Genomic DNA, 19,661 nt, shown 5'->3' on the forward strand with positions numbered 1-19,661 from the left:
TCACCGGTCGACGCCTCCCATCACGGGGTCGATGGACGCGACGGCGACGATGACGTCGGCGACCTGGCCGCCTTCGCACATGGCCGCCATGGCCTGCAGGTTGGTGAAGGACGGGTCCCGGAAGTGGACCCGGTAGGGGCGGGTGCCGCCGTCGGAGACGACATGGACGCCGAGCTCGCCCTTGGGTGACTCGACCGCGGCGTACGTCTGCCCGGCCGGCACCCGGAAGCCCTCGGTGACCAGCTTGAAGTGGTGGATCAGGGCCTCCATCGAGGTGCCCATGATCTTCTTGATGTGGTCGAGGGAGTTGCCGAGTCCGTCCGGGCCGAGCGCGAGCTGCGCGGGCCAGGCGATCTTCTTGTCGGCGACCATGACCGGCCCCGGCGCGAGGCGGTCCAGGCACTGCTCGATGATCCGCAGCGACTGGCGCATCTCCTCCAGGCGGACGAGGAAGCGGCCGTAGGAGTCGCAGGTGTCGGCGGTCGGGACGTCGAAGTCGTACGTCTCGTAGCCGCAGTACGGGTCGGTCTTGCGCAGATCGTGGGCGAGGCCCGCGGAGCGCAGGATCGGCCCGGTGGCACCGAGCGCCATGCAGCCGGTCAGATCGAGGTACCCGACGTCCTGCATACGGGCCTTGAAGATCGGGTTGCCGGTGGCCAGCTTGTCGTACTCCGGCAGGTTCTTCTTCATCGTCTTCACGAACTCGCGCAGCTGGTCCACGGTGCCGGGCGGCAGGTCCTGGGCGAGGCCGCCGGGCCGGATGTACGCGTGGTTCATGCGCAGGCCGGTGATCAGCTCGTAGATGTCGAGAATCAGTTCACGATCACGGAAGCCGTAGATCATGATCGTCGTCGCGCCGAGCTCCATACCGCCGGTGGCGATGCACACCAGGTGCGAGGAGAGCCGGTTGAGCTCCATCAGCAGGACGCGGATGACCGAAGCCCGGTCCGGGATCTGGTCGTCGATGCCGAGCAGGCGCTCCACGCCCAGGCAGTACGCCGTCTCGTTGAAGAACGGCGTCAGGTAGTCCATGCGCGTGACGAAGGTCGTGCCCTGCGTCCAGGTCCGGTACTCGAGGTTCTTCTCGATGCCGGTGTGCAGATAACCGATGCCGCAGCGGGCCTCGGTGACGGTCTCGCCGTCGATCTCCAGAATGAGCCGGAGCACGCCATGTGTGGACGGGTGCTGCGGACCCATGTTGACGACGATGCGCTCGTCGTCGGCCTTGGCCGCTGACTGGACGATCTCGTCCCAGTCGCCGCCGGTGACCGTATATACGGGACCCTCGGTGGTCTCGCGTGCATCTGCAGACGGTGTAGTCACGAGTACGACCTCCGCTGGTCCGGAGCCGGGATCTGGGCGCCCTTGTACTCGACGGCGATGCCGCCGAGCGGATAGTCCTTGCGCTGCGGGAAGCCCTGCCAGTCGTCCGGCATCATGATCCGGGTGAGGGCGGGGTGACCGTCGAAGACGAGCCCGAAGAAGTCGTAGGTCTCGCGCTCGTGCCAGTCGTTGGTGGGATAGACCGACACCAGGGACGGGACGTGCGGGTCGCTGTCCGGTGCGGAGACCTCCAGCCGGATCAGCCGGCCGTGGGTGAGCGAGCGCAGGTGGTAGACGGCGTGCAGCTCGCGGCCCTTGTCCTCGAGGTAGTGCACACCGCTGACCCCGGTGCACAGCTCGAAGCGCAGTGCCGGGTCGTCACGCAGCGTCTTCGCCACGCGCAGCAGGTGTTCCCGGGCGATGTGGAAAGTGAGTTCGCCACGGTCGACGACCGTCTTCTCGATGGCGTTCTCCGGGAGGAGGTCCTGCTCCTCGAGGGCGCCCTCGAGCTCGTCGGCGACCTCGTCGAAGTAGCCGCCGTAGGGGCGGGAGGCCGGTCCGGGCATGCGTACGGACCGTACGAGCCCTCCGTAACCGGATGTGTCCCCTCCGTTGTTGGCGCCGAACATGCCGCGCTGGACGCGGATCTCCTCGCCGTGCTCGCCCCGCTGCCCGGGAAGGTTCTGCTCGGAGAGCTCCTTCTCCGGATTCGGCTGGTCGTCACTCATCGGAGCAGCCCCTTCATCTCGATCGTGGGGAGCGCCTTGAGCGCGGCCTCCTCGGCCTCGCGGGCCGCTTCCTCAGCGTTCACGCCGAGCTTGGACGTCTGGATCTTCTGGTGGAGCTTGAGGATCGCGTCGATCAGCATCTCGGGGCGCGGCGGGCAGCCCGGCAGATAGATGTCGACGGGGACAATGTGATCAACACCCTGCACAATCGCGTAATTGTTGAACATTCCGCCCGATGATGCGCAAACGCCCATGGAGATCACCCACTTGGGGCTGGGCATCTGGTCGTAGACCTGGCGCAGGACGGGCGCCATCTTCTGGCTCACCCGCCCGGCCACGATCATCAGGTCGGCCTGGCGCGGCGAGCCGCGGAAGACCTCCATGCCGAACCGGGCCAGGTCGTACCGCCCGGCGCCCGTCGTCATCATCTCGATGGCACAGCAGGCCAGGCCGAAGGTCGCCGGAAAGACGGACGACTTGCGCACCCAGCCTGCGGCCTGCTCGACGGTGGTCAGCAGAAAGCCGCTCGGCAGCTTCTCTTCGAGTCCCATTGGAGTGCTCCTTCGCCCCTCAGTCCCAGTCCAGGCCGCCGCGCCGCCATACATACGCGTAGGCGACGAAGACGGTGAGCACGAAGAGCAGCATCTCCACGAGCCCGAAGATCCCCAGGGCGTCGAACGTGACGGCCCAGGGATAGAGGAAGACGATCTCGATATCGAAAATGATGAAGAGCATCGCCGTCAGGTAGTACTTGATCGGGAAGCGGCCGCCTCCGGCCGGCGTCGGAGTGGGTTCGATGCCGCACTCGTACGCTTCAAGTTTCGCCCTGTTGTACCGCTTTGGGCCGATAAGCGTGGCCATGACCACGGAGAAGATCGCAAACCCTGCCCCGAGGGCGCCGAGCACAAGGATGGGCGCGTAAGCATTCACCCTCCTCGCTCCTTCCAGTCGTCCTTGACCGTTGGACCGCACCGGGCAATCGCCTCGCCGCCTCGCGAAGATCGTGTACATGTGAGGCAGTTCACAAGCCCGACTGCCCCGCATCCTATGCCTGTCGGTCTGTGATCTGCGACACGGGGTCGGCCATCGCGTTTGTGATCTCCACCACCCGACGAACGATCATGAAGCCCAATGAGCGGTGATCTTCATACGCGAAGCTCTCGGATGATCACCAGACGTGACATCCGGCCTGGTTACCGCTGGTCGCAGACGTGGCGCTCTATCAAGTGATGGCTCATGCAAGCAAATTGGTGATGGACCGCATGGGGTGATAGTGGACATCTGCTCACTCGACCGTGGGACGCCGCGGACGGCGGTGGACGCGTGCGCCCGTTCACGAGCTCACGAGCGCCCGCACGTTGACCATTCTGTGACCTGCGCCACTCACTCAAGAGTTCAACAAAAGCGGGCTTGGCCAACGGTCCGCGCCAGTGGTAAGCCCGCGGCAATTCGGACCTTTTACGAAAACCCCATGATCACAGCCGTGATCATGGATGCCCGATTAGTCCGTTACGGCGTCAATAAAGGCCCGCACAGGGCGGATTCACAGGTTCCGGACACAACTGTGGCGCAACACACGTTTCTTGAAGGGAACCGTCGCGCCCTGATAGCGGTTGTACTCATGTCCCACACCGCTCACATACCCAGCCACCGGAAGCCCCGCCGAGGCGCATCGAAAATCGCGCTCCGGGCCGGAGTTGCCGGTGGCGTCCTCAGCACCATCGCGGTGGCCGGAGCCGCCGGGCCGGCGAATGCCGAACCGGTGACCGAGACCATCGAGATGCCCGTCCTCACGTCCGCCGATCTCTCCGCCACGGTCGCGCAGTCGGCGGAGGCCACGCAGCAGGTCGCGCTCGACCTCGAACTGCAGGCCCAGGAGAACGCCGCGGCCGAGAAGGCCGCCAAGGCGGCCAAGAAGGCCAAGGCCGAGGCGGACCGCAAGGCGGAGGCCAAGGAGAAGGCTGAGGCCAAGGCGCGCGCCGAGGCGGCGGCCGAGGCACGCGCCTCCCGCACCGCCGAGCGCACGACGCTCTCCGCGTCGGCCTCCACGAGCACCGCGCCCGCGAGCGGCTCCGCCGCAGCGGTGGTCGCCTTCCTCAAGGCCCAGCTCGGCGACGCGTACATCATGGGCGCCACCGGCCCCAACGCCTGGGACTGCTCCAGCCTGGTCCAGGCGGCGTTCCGCACCGTCGGCGTCGACCTGCCGCGCGTCTCGCAGGACCAGTCGGTGGCCGGCACCCAGGTGGGCACCTCCAACCTCCAGGTCGGCGACATCCTCTACTGGGGTGGCGCGGGCTCCGCGTACCACACGGGTGTGTACATCGGTAACGGCCAGTACCTCGACGCCGCCAACCCCGGCAAGGGCGTCGTGATCCAGGACCTGTCGGGCTACCCGGCGAGCGGCGCGGTCCGCGTCCTCTGACACCTGCTGATCTTCGGCGGAGGGCCGTCGTTCCCGGGAGGGGACGACGGCCCTCTGTCATGCGGTGGGGGCCTCAGCCCATGGCGCCCGTACGGCACATGGACGGACCCGGATCAGCGGCCCCGGCCCGCCGGACAACGCTCCGGGCAGGCCGGCCCCTTACACGGACTCACCGCGCATGGTTCCACCGGGCTCGGCATGGGTGACGCGGAGCTTCGACTGGCCGTGCGGAAGGCTCTCCCAGTCGTCCATGAAGCGGGCCACGAGACCGTGCCGCGCGGCCAGCCGGGCCAGCGTCTCCGTCCGGTAGTAGAAGTCCTCGCCCAGGACCTGGTGCTCCCGGGTCTCGGTGCGGTCGAAGGTGAAGTCGAAGAAGCCGCCGGGCGCCAGCACGCGCCCCACGTTCGCCAGGCACTCGTCGATGACCTCGAGCGGCGAGTGCGAGAAGACGCTGTGGGCGTGGACAACCGTGAACGACGCATCCGGGAGGAAGTCCAGCGTCAGATCGTCGACGGGGGTCAGATACGGCAGCTTGTGCTGGAGGCCGTAGCGGACGAGCGTCTTCTTGGCCTCGATGAGGATGTCGGGCGAGATGTCGATCCCGTAGTAGTGGCCGGCCTCCAGATGGTCGATGAACCGCCATCCGGCCCGAAGGTTGCCACAGCCGATCTCCAGCATCCGGTCGCCCGGCTGCAGCCCGTGCTCCGTCAGGTAGTCGAACTGCATCTTCCCGATGGCGAGCCAGCGGTCGTGCGACGGCCCGCCGCCGACCGCCGCCTCCGGGCTCCGCGCGGTGTCGGACGCCATCACCGCCCGGTAGTACGCGACGTGGCCGCCGCGATGGCGCAGCCGCAGCCAGTTGTCCCTGCCCGCCCGGCGCAGGTAGGGCAGGACGCGGCGGGGGTTCCGGACCGCGTACCGCAGCTTGTGGCCGAGCCGCGAACGGTTCGCGGACAGTCGGGACGAGGACGTGGGTTTGTACTGCACGAGCGCCTCCGTGCCATCTGTGGGCTGACCCTGTCCGGATGCTAACCACGGATGCCGCGCTCGGCGCGGGCGGAACGGCCGTCGGGCCGAGTCCCGCGCCGGCCGGTGCGCTCACGTCTCACTGCTCGTGCCTGCGGTCCGCCGGGGGACGCCGTCCGGCGTCCCCCGGGGCCGTCATGCCTTCGGCGCCACCTTCGACAGACCGTTGATGATGCGGTCCATCGCGTCGCCGCCCGTGGGGTCCGTCAGGTTCGCCAGCATCTTCAGCGTGAACTTCATCAGCAGCGGATGCGTCAGACCCCGCTGCGTCGCGATCTTCATGACCTTCGGGTTGCCGATCAGCTTCACGAAGGCGCGGCCGAGCGTGTAGTAGCCGCCGTAGGTGTCCTTGAGAACCTTCGGATAGCGGTGCAGGGCCAGTTCGCGCTGGGCCGGGGTCTGGCGGGCGTGCGCCTGGACGATGACGTCCGCCGCGATCTGGCCCGACTCCATCGCGTACGCGATGCCCTCGCCGTTGAACGGGTTGACCAGGCCGCCCGCGTCGCCGACCAGGAGCAGACCCTTGGTGTAGTGGGGCTGGCGGTTGAACGCCATCGGCAGCGCCGCGCCGCGGATCGGGCCGGTCATGTTCTCCTCGGTGTAGCCCCAGTCCTCGGGCATCGAGGCGCACCAGGCCTTGAGCACCTCGCGCCAGTCCAGCTCCTTGAAGGAGGCAGTGGTGTTGAGGACGCCGAGGCCGACGTTGGACGTGCCGTCGCCCATGCCGAAGATCCAGCCGTAGCCGGGCAGCAGCCGGTCCTCGCCGGGGCCGCGGCGGTCCCACAGCTCCAGCCAGGACTCCAGGTAGTCGTCGTCGTGGCGGGGCGAGGTGAAGTAGGTGCGGACCGCGACGCCCATCGGGCGGTCCTCGCGGCGGTGCAGGCCCATCGCGAGCGAGATGCGCGAGGAGTTGCCGTCGGCGGCGACGACGAGCGGGGCGTGGAAGGTGACCGGGGTCTTCTCCTCGCCGAGCTTCGCGTGGACGCCGGTGATCCGGCCCGTACGGTCGTCGATGACCGGCGCGCCCACGTTGCAGCGCTCGTACAGCCGGGCGCCGGCCTTCTGCGCCTGGCGGGCCAGCTGCTCGTCGAAGTCGTCGCGCTTGCGGACCAGGCCGTAGTCCGGGTACGAGGCGAGATCCGGCCAGTCGAGCTGGAGCCGCACCCCGCCGCCGATGATGCGCAGACCCTTGTTGCGCAGCCAGCCGGCCTCTTCCGAGATGTCGATGCCCATCGAGACGAGCTGCTTGGTGGCGCGGGGGGTGAGTCCGTCGCCGCAGACCTTCTCGCGCGGGAACGCGGTCTTCTCGAGGAGGAGTACGTCCAGACCCGCCTTGGCGAGGTAGTACGCGGTCGTGGAGCCGGCCGGGCCTGCCCCGACGACGATCACATCGGCAGTGTGCTCGGTGAGGGCTTCGGTCACGGCGGGTTCTCCCGAAGATTCGATTCGATATTGCGTACCGATCGGCACAGGACATGTGCAGTCTATGGGTGCGCACTGATCACCCGACTGAAGGGCTCCGTCTATGACCAGCAGGCCGTTCCCCGCCATACAACTGCGGGTGCCCACCGACGAGGACGCGTTGGCCTGGCACCGGGTCTTCGACGATCCGGAGGTCATGGAGTTCCACGGGGGCAAGGCGGCCGAGCTGTCCGTGTACGAGGAGTTCACCGCCCGCCAGCGCAGGCATGACGCCGAGCGGGGCTTCTGCCTGTGGACGATGCTCGACGCGAGCGGCGCGGTCATCGGCTTCACCGGCGCCCAGCCGTGGCCGCACGAGACGCGCGGCCCGGTCGGCGAGATCGAGATCGGCTGGCGTCTCGCCCGGTCCGCGTGGGGGCAGGGCTACGCGACGACCGCCGCCCGCACCACGCTGGAGCGGGTACGGGCGGCGGGGGTCGAGCGTGTGGTGGCGATGGTGAACGCGCGCAACGCGCGGTCGATCGCCGTGACCGGGCGGCTCGGCATGGAGCTCGCCGAGACCTACCCGATTCCGGACACCGAGGATCAGGCGCTCTGCTTCCGGCTGGATCTGGGCGGTCCGGGCCCGGCGGCCCGGACCTGAGCGTTCTCAGCCGGCCTTGAACGTGCTGACGGCGGTGGAGAACACCACGTCCTTGTCCGCGTCCCACAGGTCGGCCCGGCCGGCGGCGAGGATCGCGTACTCCGTGCCGTCGGCGGAGACGAATGCCTGGTCGATGACGTGCCGGGCCCGGCCGCCCTCGTCGGGCTCGGGGATGTGGGTGAACTCCCAGAGGGCACCGGGGCGGCCTTGGTAGGTGTTCTGCTCCAGCCGCAGGCGCTGGTAGTCGTTCTCCGGCTTCTCCAGGTGCGTCTTCTCCAGGCTGGTGAAGTTCTCGTACGAGCTCATCGGGGTGTTCCTGATGATGCCGACCTGGAGGTAGTCGCCGCCGGTGGGGGCCTCGTAGAAGACCTGGCTGCCCGTCTGCCGGCGCGTCCAGCCGTCCATGACGGCGACCGTGAACCCGGCGGGGTCCTGGCGCAGCACGAAACCGGCCGGGAGGGTGCCGCCACCGGGCGTCTCGGACGGTCCGGCGGTGGACGGGTCGGCCGAGGGGCCGGAGGGCGTGGCGGACGGGGACGGGGACGGCGGGGTGGAATCCGCCGGCTTGGCGTCCGGCGTCTCGGCGGCGGCCGGTTCCTTGTCCTGTGTCGTGGTGGCGCGCTTGTCGCCGCTCTGGTTCTGCCAGATCAGCACGCCGGCGGTCGCGCCGCCGCCGATGACGAACGCGGCGGTGAGCGTGGCCGTCCACAGCAGGACCTTGCGTTTGCGCGCGGTGCCATCGGCCGGATCGACCGCCGCGGGACCCCCGGGCGCCCCGGGCGCCGCGGGGGCACCGAGCTGCACGGTGTACGGATCGTGAGCGGCACCCACTGCGCCCACAGCACCCACTTCACCCACTGCCTGCGCAGGAAGCTGCACGGCCGGCGCGGCATGCGGCTCGGGAGCGAAGGGCGCCGCCGCAGGAGAGGCGGCGGCCGCCGACGGCTGGGCACCCGGGGCGTACGGCAGCACTCCGGGCACCGGCGCCACGCCCTCGGCGGGCGGTGCCGGCACCTGGGCCGACTGCCCCACCAGCCGCAGCACATAGGGTCCGAGGAACGTCGCAGCAGCCACCCACAGCAGCCCGAACAGCAGCGCGTCCGGAACGCTCGGCGCAATCTCCGTGTCGCCCTGGCCCCCGAAATCTCCGACGCCACCGGACAGTTCGGCGGAGACACCGCTCAGCGCGGTGCCCAGCAGTACGAGCCCCAGCACGAAGGCGGCGACGAGCAGCTGCTCGCGCCGGTCCGCCGAGCGGCGCGCCGCCGAGACCCCGAGGACGAGCGCCGACACGGCACCGAGCGCCAGCACGCCGGCGACCGCGCCACCGCCCCAGAAGTCGGAGATCTCACCGAGCCCCACGCTGCCGTGCTCGCTGCCCGAGCCGAACATGCCGAGCTGGCCCCGGACGTCGTACTCGACGGGAACGCCCCAGCTCAGGCCCAGCACGGCGAAGCCGATGTTCGGCAGGAAGGGCAGCGCGACCTGCAGGGCCGTGCCGTCCACGTCGTCCTGCGTGGCGAGGAACACGAAGCCGACCAGGGAGCAGAGGGCGATCACCACGGCGAGCGCGCGTACGGCCGTGCCGAAGGCGCGGACCGCGGACCGTGCGGCGGGACGCTGAGCGAGCCGGGCGGCGAGGTCGTCGCGCTGCAGCACTCCGGCGGTCACGACCGCCGAGAGGACGAGCGCGCCGAGCGCGCCGAGCATCGGCGACGAGGAGACCTCCACGCCCTCGATGTCCGGCTGTGCGAACAGGCCGAGCACCAGTACGACTCCGGTGACCAGCAGGCTCACGCGCACGGCCGCGTCGAGACCGGCGCCCCGCGTACGGAGCATCCGCGCCCCCAGGTAGAGCGCGGCGATCCACAGCACGGTCACGGTCAGCGGGACGAGGGAGAACGACGCGGCGCCCTGCGCGATGGCGTCCATTCCGGAGTCCGAGCCGCTCCCGAACCCGCCCCCGAAGCCGCCCTCGAAACCGTCGGAGCCGCCGGAGTAGTCCGAATCGCCCTCGTAGCCGGACGAACCGCCGGACCCGGAGGGGTCCGTCATCGACCCGTCGGCGGCCCGGAGTTCGAAGCCGCCGCCGAATCCCTGCATCAGCAGGGCGAGCGCGACCCGCAGCCGGTCGCTCCAGCCGACGACGACCTCGTCGTCCTGCCCGTAGGTCGGGATCGCCAGCGCGGTCGCCAGCACGAGCAGCAGCCCGGCCGGCCACAGCGCGGCCTGCACCGAGGACACCCAGTCCCCGCGCATCGCACGGCCGAAGAAGGCGCCGACGGGCGAGGGTGTGGCCGGGCCCGGGACGTATGCGGGAGGGGGCGGCGGAGGTGGCGGAAGGACCGGCGCCGACGCGGGGGCCGCCACGGGGGCCGCCGCCGGGGCCGGTGGCTCGGCATCGGGCAATCGTTCCTTGCCGCATTTCATGCAGAAGCGGGCTTCGTCCGGGGACGGGACACCGCAGTGGGCGCAGTACGACGCCATGGGAACTCCGAAAACATCGAGTGGGGACGGAAGATGACGCAGGATAAGGAAGCCGTAAACAACTGACTCATCCTGGCATCGACCGGTTCCGCTCAGAACACGGACAGTCCCGTCAGCGTCGTGAACCGGTCCAACGCGGCAACCCCGGCGACCGAGTTGCCCCGCGCGTCCAGACCGGGGCTCCATACGCACAGCGTGCACCGCCCGGGCACCACGGCCACGATGCCGCCGCCGACACCGCTCTTGCCCGGCAGGCCGACGCGGTAGGCGAACTCCCCCGCCGCGTCGTACGTACCGCAGGTGAGCATCACGGAGTTGATGTGCTTGGCCTCGCTGCGACTCAGCAGCCGCGAGCCGTCCGCCCGCAGTCCGTGCCGGGCCAGGAAGCGGGCGGCGAGTGTGAGGTCGGCACAGCTCATCTCGATCGAGCACTGCCAGAAATAGTGGTCGAGCAGGGCGGGAACGGGATTGGTGATGTTGCCGTACGAGGCCATGAAGTGGGCGAGCGCGGCGTTGCGGTCGCCGTGGGCGGCTTCGGACTCGGCGACCTCGGGGTCGAAGGCGAGCGCCTTGTTGCCGCTCTCCTCCCGCAGGAATTCCAGCAGTTCGCTGCTCGCGTCGCCGGTCAGGGTCTGGAGGGCGTCGGTGACGACGAGGGCACCCGCGTTGATGAACGGATTGCGCGGGATGCCGTTCTCGTACTCCAGCTGCACCAGCGAGTTGAACGGGTTGCCCGACGGTTCCCGGCCGACCCGCTCCCACAGTCCGTCGCCGCCGGCGGCGAGGGCGAGCGCGAGCGTGAAGACCTTGGTGATCGACTGCGTGGAGAACGGGTGCCGCCAGTCGCCCACCCCGTACACATGGCCCTGCAGATCGGCGACAGCCATGCCGAAGCGGCGCGGGTCGACCCCGGCGAGCGCCGGGATGTACTCGGCGGGGGTGCCGCTGCCGACCAGCGGCGCCACGTCTTCGGCGATCTGCCGCAGGACCGCCTGGTAGTCGACGGCGATCCCCAAGTGCTCCATGCCGGGCTGCCTACAGCGGCTTGGTGCCGCGGTGCAGCGCCACGATGCCGCCGGACAGATTGCGCCACGCGACCTTCGACCAGCCGGCCTGCTGGAGGCGGCGGGCGAGCGCAGGCTGGTCGGGCCAGCTCTGGATCGACTCGGCGAGGTAGACGTACGCGTCCGGGTTGGACGAGACTGCGCGGGCGACGGGCGGCAGGGCCCGCATCAGGTACTCCTCGTACACGGTGCGGAACGGTGCCCACGTCGGGTGCGAGAACTCGCAGATGACCACGCGCCCGCCCGGCTTGGTCACCCGGTACAGCTCGCGCAGCGCCTGGTCGGTCTCCTGCACGTTGCGCAGGCCGAAGGAGATCGTCACGGCGTCGAAGACGTCGTCGGCGAAGGGCAGCTTCGTCGCGTCGCCCGCGGTCAGCGGCAGCCACGGGTGGCGCCTCTTGCCCTCGCGGAGCATGCCGAGCGAGAAGTCGCACGGCACGACGTACGCGCCGGTGGCGGTGAACGGCAACGAGGACGTGCCGGTGCCGGCGGCGAGGTCGAGGACCTTCTGCGCGGGGCGGGCATCGACCGCCTTGGCGACCTCCTTGCGCCAGCGCCGGTCCTGGCCGAGCGAGAGCACGTCGTTGGTGAGGTCGTAGTTCGCCGCCACGTCGTCGAACATCGAGGCGACTTCGTGCGGCTGCTTGTCCAGGGTTGCTCGGGTCACAGGCCCATTCAAGCAGCCCGCCCGCCGAAGCAGCGGCGCGCCCTGCGCGGGGCGCGGACGGTGCCGTTGTTCCCGTGCCCCGGGCGCACGTCACCTCCGTGCCCCGGGCGGCCCCTTGCGGATGGCGCGGACGGCGGCACCGCCGATGACGAGGACGATGACCGCGAGGATGATCAGCGCGGTGGTGCCGGACATCGTGCCCTTGTCGTCCTCCTCTTCCGCGTCGTCCTCGTCCGACCAGCCGTTCTCCTTCTCCCACACCTCGTCGGCGGTGTCCGTGACGACGGCGTCCACGAAGCGGGGCAGCATGACGTCGAGCGGGTCGTCGTACTCGCCGAGCAGGACGGCCGTGTCGGCGTCCCGGTCCACTCCGTACTCCTGGGCCACGAGCTCGTCGCCGCCTCCCTCGCCGAAGACGTAGACGCCGTCGCGCCGCAGCCGGTCGTGGACGAACGAGAGCAGCACCTCGGCGTCTCCCTCGTACGGGTCGTCGGCGTCGTGGCGGAGCCCGGCGACGATCACGTAGACGGGGACGTCCGAGTCCCGGATCTGCTTGCTGATCCTCAGGCGCACGGAGTCGTCGAGGGACGCCTTGTGCGCGGGCTCGATGTACACCGGATCCTCGGCGAGCGCGTCGGCGATCGCGCGGGCGCGGTCGGGACGGTCGGCGGTGACTGTGCTCGCCGCGGCCGTTCCCGCCGGGGCGAGCACGGTGAGCGCCAGTGTGATCAGGGCCGCCGTGAGCGGCACACAGCGTACGGAGGTCATCGCAGGGCCTCCAGCCGGGAGTCGAGTTCGGCCCCGGCCCGGCGTGCCGACCGGGTGGACGCGGGCCGTCGGCGTACGAGCCGGAATCCCAGCAGGACGAGCGGCCGGATCACCCACCAGCCGACCAACGCGCCGGGGATCACGGACACCCAGATCCTGCCCCACTCCTCGCCGGTGAGGCGTTCGACAGGGTGCCACTCCGCCTCCTGGACGGCGTCGTCGGCTCTGTCGCCGTCCGTTTGCGGCGTCTCCCAGGTGGTGTCCCCGGCGAGATGCCCGGCGGGCGCATCGGGAAGCCGCTCCGCGGCACGCGCGTAGTCGACGGTGAGGTCGCGGATCGCCGCGCTGGACGCCTCGCACTGCTGCGGGATCTCCGGCGGTTTCCTCTTGGGCAGCGTCTGGGTGTTGACGTCGAAGCAGCCCCGCTCGGTGACGAGGAGGTACGCGCCGTCCTTGCCGGTCCGCTTCGCGAGCGCGCGGGTGCGGGCGTGGTTGAGGTAGCCGCGGGGCACGCCGGGCAGTACGGCGAGGAACACGGGCGCGTCGAGCTTCTTCAGCTCGTTCTCGATCGTCGTGCGGTCCTTCGGCTTCAGGAGGTACCCGAGGTCGGGGTCGACGTACACGGGCCGTTCGCGGAGTCCGGCGGCGGCACGCTCGATGGGGTCGTAGGGGGCCCCGGCGCCGATGCCGCCGACCAGTGCGGCAGCAGCGAGCAGCAGCCCGGTGGCTTTCGTCGTACGGCTCATGCGCGGGCCTCCTCGTCGCGCCCGGGTTCGTCGGCAGGGGTGGCCTCGGCCTCGTCGTCCTGGTCCTGGTGCTCGTCCTCGTCCTCGTCGCCGCCGTCCGCCCAGGTGGCGAGGTACGCGACGAGCGACTCGGCGGACCCGCGCGGCTCCGCCGCCCCGTAGCCCGACACGACCCATACCGGGTTGGTCGCGGGTGCCGCGTAGTACGGCTGCGGCCCCTCCTCGGTCGCCACCAGCAGCGGGTCCGGCCCGCGAGTGGCGCAGTCCTGGCAGACCAGGACGGCCATCGGTTCGTCGGTGATCCGGGCCAACGTCGCACGCCGGACCCCGCGCTCGTGCAACGGGTTGTGGTAGCACGGCGGTTCCACGTCCGAAGGCGCGTCGTCGCCGTCGCGGAGCGCGGCGAGCGCGAGCATGCCGATGCGGCTGATCTCGATCGCCGCCAGCAGCTCCGGCAGATCTGCGCCCTCGATGAGCGGCGCCCGCTCCTCCCACCAGCCCGGCCCGTGCTCGGCGAGCACGGCGGCATCGGGCTCGGCACCGGGCTCCCAGGCGATCATCAGCAGGTCGTCCGCGAGGTCCCAGGCGTTGTCCGGCAGCGCACCGCCCACCTTCAGCCCGGCTGCCTCCGCGGCCACGACCGCGGCCCGCAGCGCGTGCGTGCGGCGCCGGGCCAGGTCGTACAGCGTGGCGTACGCGTGGTCGGGCAGATCGGGTGCGGAGCGCCAGTCCACGGCCGGGACGGGAGGCGCGGGCCGCCTGCGCCGCGGCCACAGCGGCACGTCGGTGAGGCGGTGGAGCAGCATGAGCGCGGCGACGAGAGCGGCGCTCACGGCGCCGACCGCCAGCGCGGCGTTGTTGACGAAGTCCTCGGTGCGGGCGTACGCCTCGTTCTCCGCGTCGTCCTCGATCTCGCCCTTCCCGCGCGGCACTTCACCCGTGCGCAGTCCGTCGATCGCGACGACCGCGAGATCGGCGAGCGAGTCCCCGCCGTCGCTCCAGCCGGACATCCGGCTCTCGATGTCGGACGCGTACCCGAGCGGCTGGACGCCGTAGGTGCGGACCTGCACGTCCCCTTCGTCGTCGACGTGGACGTACGCGCCGTCCTTGCTCAACCGGTCGTGCAGAAGGGCGAGATGGGCGACACCGAAGTCACCGCTGCCGTCGCCGTCCCATACCGGGCTGAGGGACACATAGACCGGAACGCCGAGTTCCCGGAGCTTGTCGGCCGCGGCCCGGATCCGCTCGACGTCCCGCGGGCCGACCGCGCCGGGCGCGAGGTGCGGGCTGACGTGGACGGGGTCCTTGCGCAGGGCGTCCGCGGCGATGTCGGCCCGGGTGGACGGCAGTTCGGCCGCGGTCGCGGGACCTGCCGCCGCAAGGAGGAGGACCGCGGCAACCGTCGCCATCCGCTTCACGTGCATCACTGGCCCTCCCCGTCGTTCTCGGCCCCGGACACCCTAACGTCGTGTCCACGACACACCTCGGACCGGGTCAGCGGCGCCGGAACACCAGTCGGCCGCTGAGGACGGTGGCCACGCAGGTACCCGCGCCGTACCGGCGCAGTGCACGGGCGGGCTGCTCCTCCACGGGAACGTCGAAGACCGCGAAGTCGGCGGGGCCGCCGACGGACAGGTCCCCGTCGAGCAGGGAGGCGAGCGGAAAGCCCTCGAAAGGATCGAGCGTGAGGGGCGCCTGCATGTCCCGCACCTGCCGCGGATCACGCACCCGCAGGCCGGACCGGGCGACTGCCGTCCGCACCGCCGGCCGGCCGAACGGACCGGCGACCGCTGTCACTCCGTGGCCCAGCAGCCGCTGGAGCCCGCGCCGGGCGCTCGCGCCCCAGCGCGCGTCGTCGATCGCGAGCCCTGACAGTGCCTCACCATGCAGCGGCTCGGCGCCCAGCTCATCGGCCTCGCGCGGATCGGGGTGGTAGACGCTCTCCAGCAACGGGGCGGCCAACGGGTGGCACAGCCCCGGCATCAGCAGCCCGGGCCAGCGCCGCACCCGCGCCTGCGGGTGGGCGGTGGCCAGCTGCTCGTACGGGCCGACGGCCGCGATCAGCCCTCCGTCGACGAACACCGCGTCCGCAGAGCCCAGAACCCGGTCCGCGACGTGGATCGTCAGCAAGGCGACCTCAGTTGGCGCTGAGGAGCTTCAGCTCCGGATGCGCCGTACCGCCCTCGATCGCCGTCGACGAGAAGTGCGACACGACGCGCTCGTCGACCGGGTCGTTCGCCGGGTCGTCGTGCACGACGATGTGCTCGTACGTCGTCGTCCGCTGCGCCGGGACACGGCCCGACTTGCGAATCAGGTCGATGATCTCCATGCGGTTGGAGCGGTGCTTGGCGCCGGCCGAGGAGACGACGTTCTCCTCCAGCATGATCGAGCCGAGGTCGTCCGCGCCGTAGTGCAGGGACAGCTGGCCGACCTCCTTGCCCGTGGTCAGCCACGAACCCTGGATGTGCGCCACGTTCTCGAGGAAGAGCCGCGCGATGGCGATCATGCGCAGGTACTCGAACAGGGTCGCCTGCGTACGGCCCTTGAGGTGGTTGTTCTCCGGCTGGTACGTGTACGGGATGAAGGCGCGGAAGCCGCCCGTGCGGTCCTGCACCTCGCGGATCATCCGCAGGTGCTCGATCCGCTCGGCGTTGGTCTCGCCCGTGCCCATCAGCATGGTGGAGGTCGACTCGACGCCCAGGCCGTGCGCGATCTCCATGATCTCCAGCCAGCGCTCGCCGGACTCCTTGAGCGGGGCGATCGCCTTGCGCGGCCGCTCGGGCAGCAGCTCGGCGCCGGCGCCGGCGAAGGAGTCGAGACCGGCGGCGTGGATGCGGGAGATCGCCTCCTCGACGGAGACCTTGGAGATCCGGGCCATGTGCTCCACCTCGGACGCGCCGAGCGAGTGGATCACCAGCTGGGGGAACTCCTTCTTGATGGCGGCGAAGTGCTGCTCGTAGTACTCGACGCCGTAGTCCGGGTGGTGGCCGCCCTGGAACATGATCTGCGTGCCGCCGAGCTCGACGGTCTCCGCGCAGCGGCGCAGGATGTCGTCGAGGTCCCGGGTCCAGCCCTTCGCCGTGTCCTTCGGCGGGGCGTAGAAGGCGCAGAACTTGCAGGCCGTGACGCACACGTTGGTGTAGTTGATGTTGCGCTCGACGATGTACGTCGCGATGTGCTCCGTACCGGCGTACCGCCGCTTGCGCACGGCGTCCGCCGCCGCTCCGAGCGCGTGCAGCGGTGCGGAGCGGTACAGGTCGAGCGCCTCTTCGGGCGTGATGCGCCCACCGTCGGCAGCACGGTCCAGCACGGACTGGAGGTCGGCCTTCTCGGTCACCGGGCGTCACCCTTCGGCGGTACTTCTGCGGATCAACGGACCGATCCAGGCTACGCCACGGTCCCGCCGCCCGGTCGCGGGCCTCCCCGCACGCGGCCGTTCAGTCCTCGACCCGGGTGAGCGTCCCCTGCGGGAGCCCGGCGGCCTCCTCCTTCGACTGATAGCGCAGGGATCCGTCGGCTCCGAGCGTGAACACCAACTCGGCCGCGCCGCTGGTGCACGCACCCGTCGTGCCCTGGCGGTCGGGGTCGCTGCGCTCGTCGACCCGCAGCACCCGGGAGGTGCCGGATGCGAGCTTGCCCACCCCGAAGCACTCGATCTTCACTCCGAGCGCCGAGAGGGTGTTGGTCGTCCGGACGACGTCCTGGCCCTTGCGGCCGGCGGTGAACTCGACGGTCACCGTGCCGTGCGGCGACCCGCTGCGCTCGGTGGCCGGGCCGCTCCAGGTGCCGAGGAACGCCTTGGGCACCTCGTTCACCTGCCCCGGGGACGCCGACGCGGTCGCGGCGGGCGGCTGTTCGGCCGAGTCGCTCGGACCCTGCTTGCCGTCGCCGCCGCTGCCGGGCAGCAGATCGAGGACGAAGACGCCCCCGACGGTCACGGCCGCCAGCGCGCCCGCCACGGTGAGGGCGAGGGTGCAGCTGACCCGCCGTGCGCCGGTGCTGCCGCCCGCCGAGAGGGAGAAGCCGTTCGCCTGCGCACCCGCCGTGCCGTCCGGAGCGGCGGGGGAACGCGTACCGGCGCGCGATGCGTCGGAGTGCGGCTCGTCGGACGGCGGCGCGGCCCACCGCGCGGGAGCGGACGGGTCCGGTTCCACGGGCGGCCCGAAGACACCGACGGCCGGACTGGAGAACGCGACGGGCCCCGACGCTCCCGGCCCGGCCGGGGCAACGGGCTCGACGGGGAACGACTCCAGGTGCAGCAGGTCGACGGCTGCCCGGCTGATCTCCTCGACGACCGGTCCCGGCAGCCAACCGCCCGCGCCGCCGTCGGCGTCGAGGCGTTCGGCGATCTCGGCGGGTGCCGGGCGGGCCGCCGGGTTCTTGGCAAGGCAACCGGCCACCAGATCCCGTATCTCCCCGTCCAAGGCGCCGAGTTCGGGCTCCTCATGCACCACCTTGTAGAGCAGGGCGGCCGACGAGTCGCCGGGGAAGGGGGCCGCTCCGGTCGCCGCGTAGGCGAGGACCGCGCCGAGCGAGAAGACGTCGGCCGCACCGGTGACGCCTTTGCCGAGGATCTGCTCGGGCGACATGTAGCCGGGCGAACCGACGGACACGCCCGTCGACGTCAGCGACGCGGTCCCGTCGGTGGCGCGGGCGATCCCGAAGTCGATCAGCCGCGGTCCTTCCAGGGTCAGCAGCACGTTCGACGGCTTCACGTCCCGGTGCACGAGATCCAGCGCGTGCACGGCGACCAGGGCACGTGCCAGTCCCGCGCCGAGCACCCGTACCGAACGGGTGGGCAGCGGTCCGTGTCCGGTGACCGCCTGGGAGAGGGAGGGCCCGGCCACATAGCCGGTGGCGACCCAGGGCACGGACGCGTCCGGATCGGCGTCGAGCACGGGCGCGGTCCACTGGCCGCCGACCCGGCGGGCGGCCTCGACCTCACGCCGGAACCGCGCCCGGAACTCGTCGTCGAGGGCGAAGTGCGGATGGACGACCTTGACCGCGACGGTACGGCCGCCCGCGCTGCGCCCCAGGTAGACGCGCCCCATCCCGCCCGCGCCCAGCCTGCCGAGCAGCCGGTACGCGCCGATGCTGCGCGGCTCCCCCGGATCAAGCGGCTGCATCTCGACTCCCCCGTTGGCCTGGCCGTGTCGGTCCGGACCTCAGACTAGGGCGTGTCCGACGGATCAGGGCCGGCCGTCGAGCAGCTCCACGTGGACGTCCGCGGAGAATCCCGTCGTGGGTCCCGTCCTGCGCGCGAACTCCCTCACGCCCGCGAGCTGGTCGGGTCCGAAGCGGAAGTCCAGCGTCGTGAAGTAGCGCTCCAGCAGCTCCGCTTCGAAGTTCTCCCAGCGCGCCGCCTGCTCGGCCACCTTGGCGACCTCCTCCAGCGACAGGTCGCGCGAGGCGAGGAAGGCCTCGTGCACCTGGTGGACGACGACGGGTTCGCGGGCCAGGTAGTCCTTGCGCGCCGCCCACACGGCGAAGACGAACGGCAGCCCGGTCCATTCCTTCCACATGCGGCCGAGGTCGTGGACCTGGAGGCCGAGGCGCGGGGCGTCGTGGAGAGAGGCGCGCAGCGCCGCGTCGCCGATGAGGACGGCCGCGTCCGCCTCCTGCATCATTACGCCGAGGTCCGGCGGGCAGGTGAAGTAGTCGGGCGTGACCTCGTACCGCTCGGCGAGCAGCAGCTGGGCGAGGCGTACGGAGGTGCGGGAGGTGGAGCCGAGCGCGACCCGTGCGCCGTCCAGCTGCTCCAGCGGAAGCTGCGAGACGATCACGCACGACATGACGGGGCCGTCGCAGCCGACCGCGATGTCGGGAAAGGCGACGAGCTCGTCGGCATTGCGAAGGAATTCCACGAGCGTGATCGGCGCGATGTCGAGTTCGCCGCGTACGAGTCGCTCGCTGAGCTTCTCGGGGGTGTCCTTCGTCAGTTCCAGGTCGAGCAGAGTTCCTGTTCTGGCAAGTCCCCAGTAAAGGGGAAGACAGTTCAGGAACTGGATGTGACCGACTCGCGGCCTGGTGCGGCGCATGCCGGTTGCTGTGCTTTCTCCGTGACTGTCCACATCGTGAGGCTAGACCTGTGCGCGGCGGCCGTCCGCGCCGGGGGCGGCCGCCGCCGCTCGCCGCGCCGCTCCTGCAGGGGGGTGCCGAAGTGCATCCGCCCCGGTCCCGAGCTGGGCTTCGTCAGCAGAACGACCCTCGGATCAAACGTCCGGGTGAAGTGATCTTTCCCTCTACCGCTGCGCACACGCTGCGTGCTAGGCTCGACGCAAGTTGCAGTTTGGTTTCCCTTGCAGTACAGAGCCTGCGGAGCATGTAACCCGCAGGCTTTTGTAGTTTTCAGACTTCTTGCAGGT

At 70.6% G+C, this 19,661-nt stretch carries 18 protein-coding genes and 1 pseudogene; 2 read left to right on the top strand and 17 right to left on the bottom strand.

Going from position 1 to position 19,661, the window contains the following annotated elements; genetic code table 11:
- Genes AC067Z_RS11835 through AC067Z_RS11850 form a run of 4 tightly spaced genes read right to left on the bottom strand, consistent with a single transcriptional unit; the run spans position 1 to position 2,981 of the window.
- Positions 1–1,323: an NADH-quinone oxidoreductase subunit D gene (locus tag AC067Z_RS11835; protein ID WP_478789317.1), complete on the bottom strand. Its 1,323-nt coding sequence runs from the start codon at positions 1,321–1,323 to the stop codon at positions 1–3.
- A complete protein-coding gene (locus AC067Z_RS11840) occupies positions 1,320–2,051 on the bottom strand; it encodes an NADH-quinone oxidoreductase subunit C (RefSeq protein ID WP_478789318.1) in 732 nt (243 codons plus the stop codon). Before AC067Z_RS11840 ends, AC067Z_RS11835 begins: the two co-directional genes overlap by 4 nt.
- Positions 2,048–2,602: a NuoB/complex I 20 kDa subunit family protein gene (locus tag AC067Z_RS11845; protein WP_478789319.1), complete on the bottom strand. Its 555-nt coding sequence runs from the start codon at positions 2,600–2,602 to the stop codon at positions 2,048–2,050. The genes AC067Z_RS11840 and AC067Z_RS11845 overlap by 4 nt, the downstream gene beginning before the upstream one ends.
- A 19-nt stretch (positions 2,603–2,621) precedes the next feature.
- Positions 2,622–2,981 carry an NADH-quinone oxidoreductase subunit A gene (locus AC067Z_RS11850; RefSeq protein ID WP_478789320.1) on the bottom strand — a complete coding sequence of 120 codons (360 nt, stop codon included), beginning with the start codon at positions 2,979–2,981 and terminating at the stop codon, positions 2,622–2,624.
- Between the two features lie 691 nt (positions 2,982–3,672).
- Here AC067Z_RS11850 and AC067Z_RS11855 point away from each other — a divergent pair.
- A complete protein-coding gene (locus tag AC067Z_RS11855) occupies positions 3,673–4,473 on the top strand; it encodes a C40 family peptidase (protein ID WP_478789321.1) in 801 nt (266 codons plus the stop codon).
- Between the two features lie 159 nt (positions 4,474–4,632).
- Here AC067Z_RS11855 and AC067Z_RS11860 read toward each other — a convergent pair whose 3' ends face one another.
- Positions 4,633–5,460, bottom strand: coding sequence for a class I SAM-dependent methyltransferase (locus AC067Z_RS11860; protein ID WP_478789322.1), 828 nt, complete (start codon positions 5,458–5,460; stop codon positions 4,633–4,635).
- Between the two features lie 174 nt (positions 5,461–5,634).
- Positions 5,635–6,921: a geranylgeranyl reductase family protein gene (locus AC067Z_RS11865; protein WP_478789323.1), complete on the bottom strand. Its 1,287-nt coding sequence runs from the start codon at positions 6,919–6,921 to the stop codon at positions 5,635–5,637.
- 103 nt (positions 6,922–7,024) lie between these two features.
- Here AC067Z_RS11865 and AC067Z_RS11870 point away from each other — a divergent pair, with 103 nt between their 5' ends.
- The gene (locus AC067Z_RS11870; RefSeq protein ID WP_478789324.1) at positions 7,025–7,564 is read left to right on the top strand and encodes a GNAT family N-acetyltransferase; all 540 of its coding nucleotides are present in this window, start codon (positions 7,025–7,027) and stop codon (positions 7,562–7,564) included.
- A 6-nt stretch (positions 7,565–7,570) separates the two neighbouring features.
- On the opposite strand, the gene AC067Z_RS11875 is transcribed toward AC067Z_RS11870, so the two are convergent.
- From AC067Z_RS11875 to AC067Z_RS11925, 11 genes and pseudogenes are all read right to left on the bottom strand, one after another.
- The gene (locus AC067Z_RS11875) at positions 7,571–9,808 is read right to left on the bottom strand and encodes a hypothetical protein (RefSeq protein WP_478789426.1); all 2,238 of its coding nucleotides are present in this window, start codon (positions 9,806–9,808) and stop codon (positions 7,571–7,573) included.
- Between the two features lie 174 nt (positions 9,809–9,982).
- Positions 9,983–10,237, bottom strand: a pseudogene (locus tag AC067Z_RS11880) (zinc-ribbon domain-containing protein); the annotation flags it as partial.
- Positions 10,144–11,076 carry a glutaminase gene (locus AC067Z_RS11885; RefSeq protein WP_478789325.1) on the bottom strand — a complete coding sequence of 311 codons (933 nt, stop codon included), beginning with the start codon at positions 11,074–11,076 and terminating at the stop codon, positions 10,144–10,146. The gene AC067Z_RS11885 and the pseudogene AC067Z_RS11880, both read right to left, overlap by 94 nt.
- Before the next feature lie 10 nt (positions 11,077–11,086).
- Positions 11,087–11,782, bottom strand: coding sequence for a demethylmenaquinone methyltransferase (locus tag AC067Z_RS11890; protein WP_478789326.1), 696 nt, complete (start codon positions 11,780–11,782; stop codon positions 11,087–11,089).
- Positions 11,783–11,872: 90 nt separating this feature from the next.
- Positions 11,873–12,550 (bottom strand): hypothetical protein, encoded by a 678-nt coding sequence (locus AC067Z_RS11895; RefSeq protein WP_478789327.1) that lies wholly within the window; start codon positions 12,548–12,550, stop codon positions 11,873–11,875.
- Positions 12,547–13,296, bottom strand: a complete 750-nt coding sequence (locus AC067Z_RS11900) for a hypothetical protein (RefSeq protein WP_478789328.1) — start codon at positions 13,294–13,296, stop codon at positions 12,547–12,549. Before AC067Z_RS11900 ends, AC067Z_RS11895 begins: the two co-directional genes overlap by 4 nt.
- Entirely contained in the window at positions 13,293–14,720 is a 1,428-nt protein-coding gene (locus AC067Z_RS11905; RefSeq protein WP_478789329.1) for a hypothetical protein, read from the bottom strand. Before AC067Z_RS11905 ends, AC067Z_RS11900 begins: the two co-directional genes overlap by 4 nt.
- A gap of 70 nt (positions 14,721–14,790) precedes the next feature.
- Positions 14,791–15,426 (bottom strand): imidazolonepropionase-like domain-containing protein, encoded by a 636-nt coding sequence (locus tag AC067Z_RS11910; protein WP_478789330.1) that lies wholly within the window; start codon positions 15,424–15,426, stop codon positions 14,791–14,793.
- A 7-nt stretch (positions 15,427–15,433) separates the two neighbouring features.
- Positions 15,434–16,633, bottom strand: a complete 1,200-nt coding sequence (gene mqnC, locus AC067Z_RS11915; RefSeq protein WP_478789331.1) for a cyclic dehypoxanthinyl futalosine synthase — start codon at positions 16,631–16,633, stop codon at positions 15,434–15,436.
- 100 nt (positions 16,634–16,733) lie between these two features.
- The gene (locus tag AC067Z_RS11920; RefSeq protein WP_478789332.1) at positions 16,734–18,422 is read right to left on the bottom strand and encodes a protein kinase domain-containing protein; all 1,689 of its coding nucleotides are present in this window, start codon (positions 18,420–18,422) and stop codon (positions 16,734–16,736) included.
- Positions 18,423–18,485: 63 nt separating this feature from the next.
- The gene (locus tag AC067Z_RS11925) at positions 18,486–19,334 is read right to left on the bottom strand and encodes a menaquinone biosynthetic enzyme MqnA/MqnD family protein (protein ID WP_478789333.1); all 849 of its coding nucleotides are present in this window, start codon (positions 19,332–19,334) and stop codon (positions 18,486–18,488) included.
- Positions 19,335–19,661 lie beyond the last annotated feature (327 nt).

The sequence above is a fragment of the Streptomyces sp. NPDC043812 genome (assembly GCF_056436245.1).

Bases quoted from the DNA above. Each gene is read 5' to 3' on its own strand.
- AC067Z_RS11925 (WP_478789333.1), bottom strand. From the start codon at position 19,334: ATGCGCCGCACCAGGCCGCGAGTCGGTCACATCCAGTTCCTGAACTGT.
- AC067Z_RS11840 (WP_478789318.1), bottom strand. From the start codon at position 2,051: ATGAGTGACGACCAGCCGAATCCGGAGAAGGAGCTCTCCGAGCAGAAC.
- AC067Z_RS11895 (WP_478789327.1), bottom strand. From the start codon at position 12,550: ATGACCTCCGTACGCTGTGTGCCGCTCACGGCGGCCCTGATCACACTG.
- AC067Z_RS11905 (WP_478789329.1), bottom strand. From the start codon at position 14,720: ATGCACGTGAAGCGGATGGCGACGGTTGCCGCGGTCCTCCTCCTTGCG.
- AC067Z_RS11900 (WP_478789328.1), bottom strand. From the start codon at position 13,296: ATGAGCCGTACGACGAAAGCCACCGGGCTGCTGCTCGCTGCTGCCGCA.
- AC067Z_RS11845 (WP_478789319.1), bottom strand. From the start codon at position 2,602: ATGGGACTCGAAGAGAAGCTGCCGAGCGGCTTTCTGCTGACCACCGTC.
- AC067Z_RS11920 (WP_478789332.1), bottom strand. From the start codon at position 18,422: ATGCAGCCGCTTGATCCGGGGGAGCCGCGCAGCATCGGCGCGTACCGG.
- AC067Z_RS11885 (WP_478789325.1), bottom strand. From the start codon at position 11,076: ATGGAGCACTTGGGGATCGCCGTCGACTACCAGGCGGTCCTGCGGCAG.
- AC067Z_RS11870 (WP_478789324.1), top strand. From the start codon at position 7,025: ATGACCAGCAGGCCGTTCCCCGCCATACAACTGCGGGTGCCCACCGAC.
- AC067Z_RS11855 (WP_478789321.1), top strand. From the start codon at position 3,673: ATGTCCCACACCGCTCACATACCCAGCCACCGGAAGCCCCGCCGAGGC.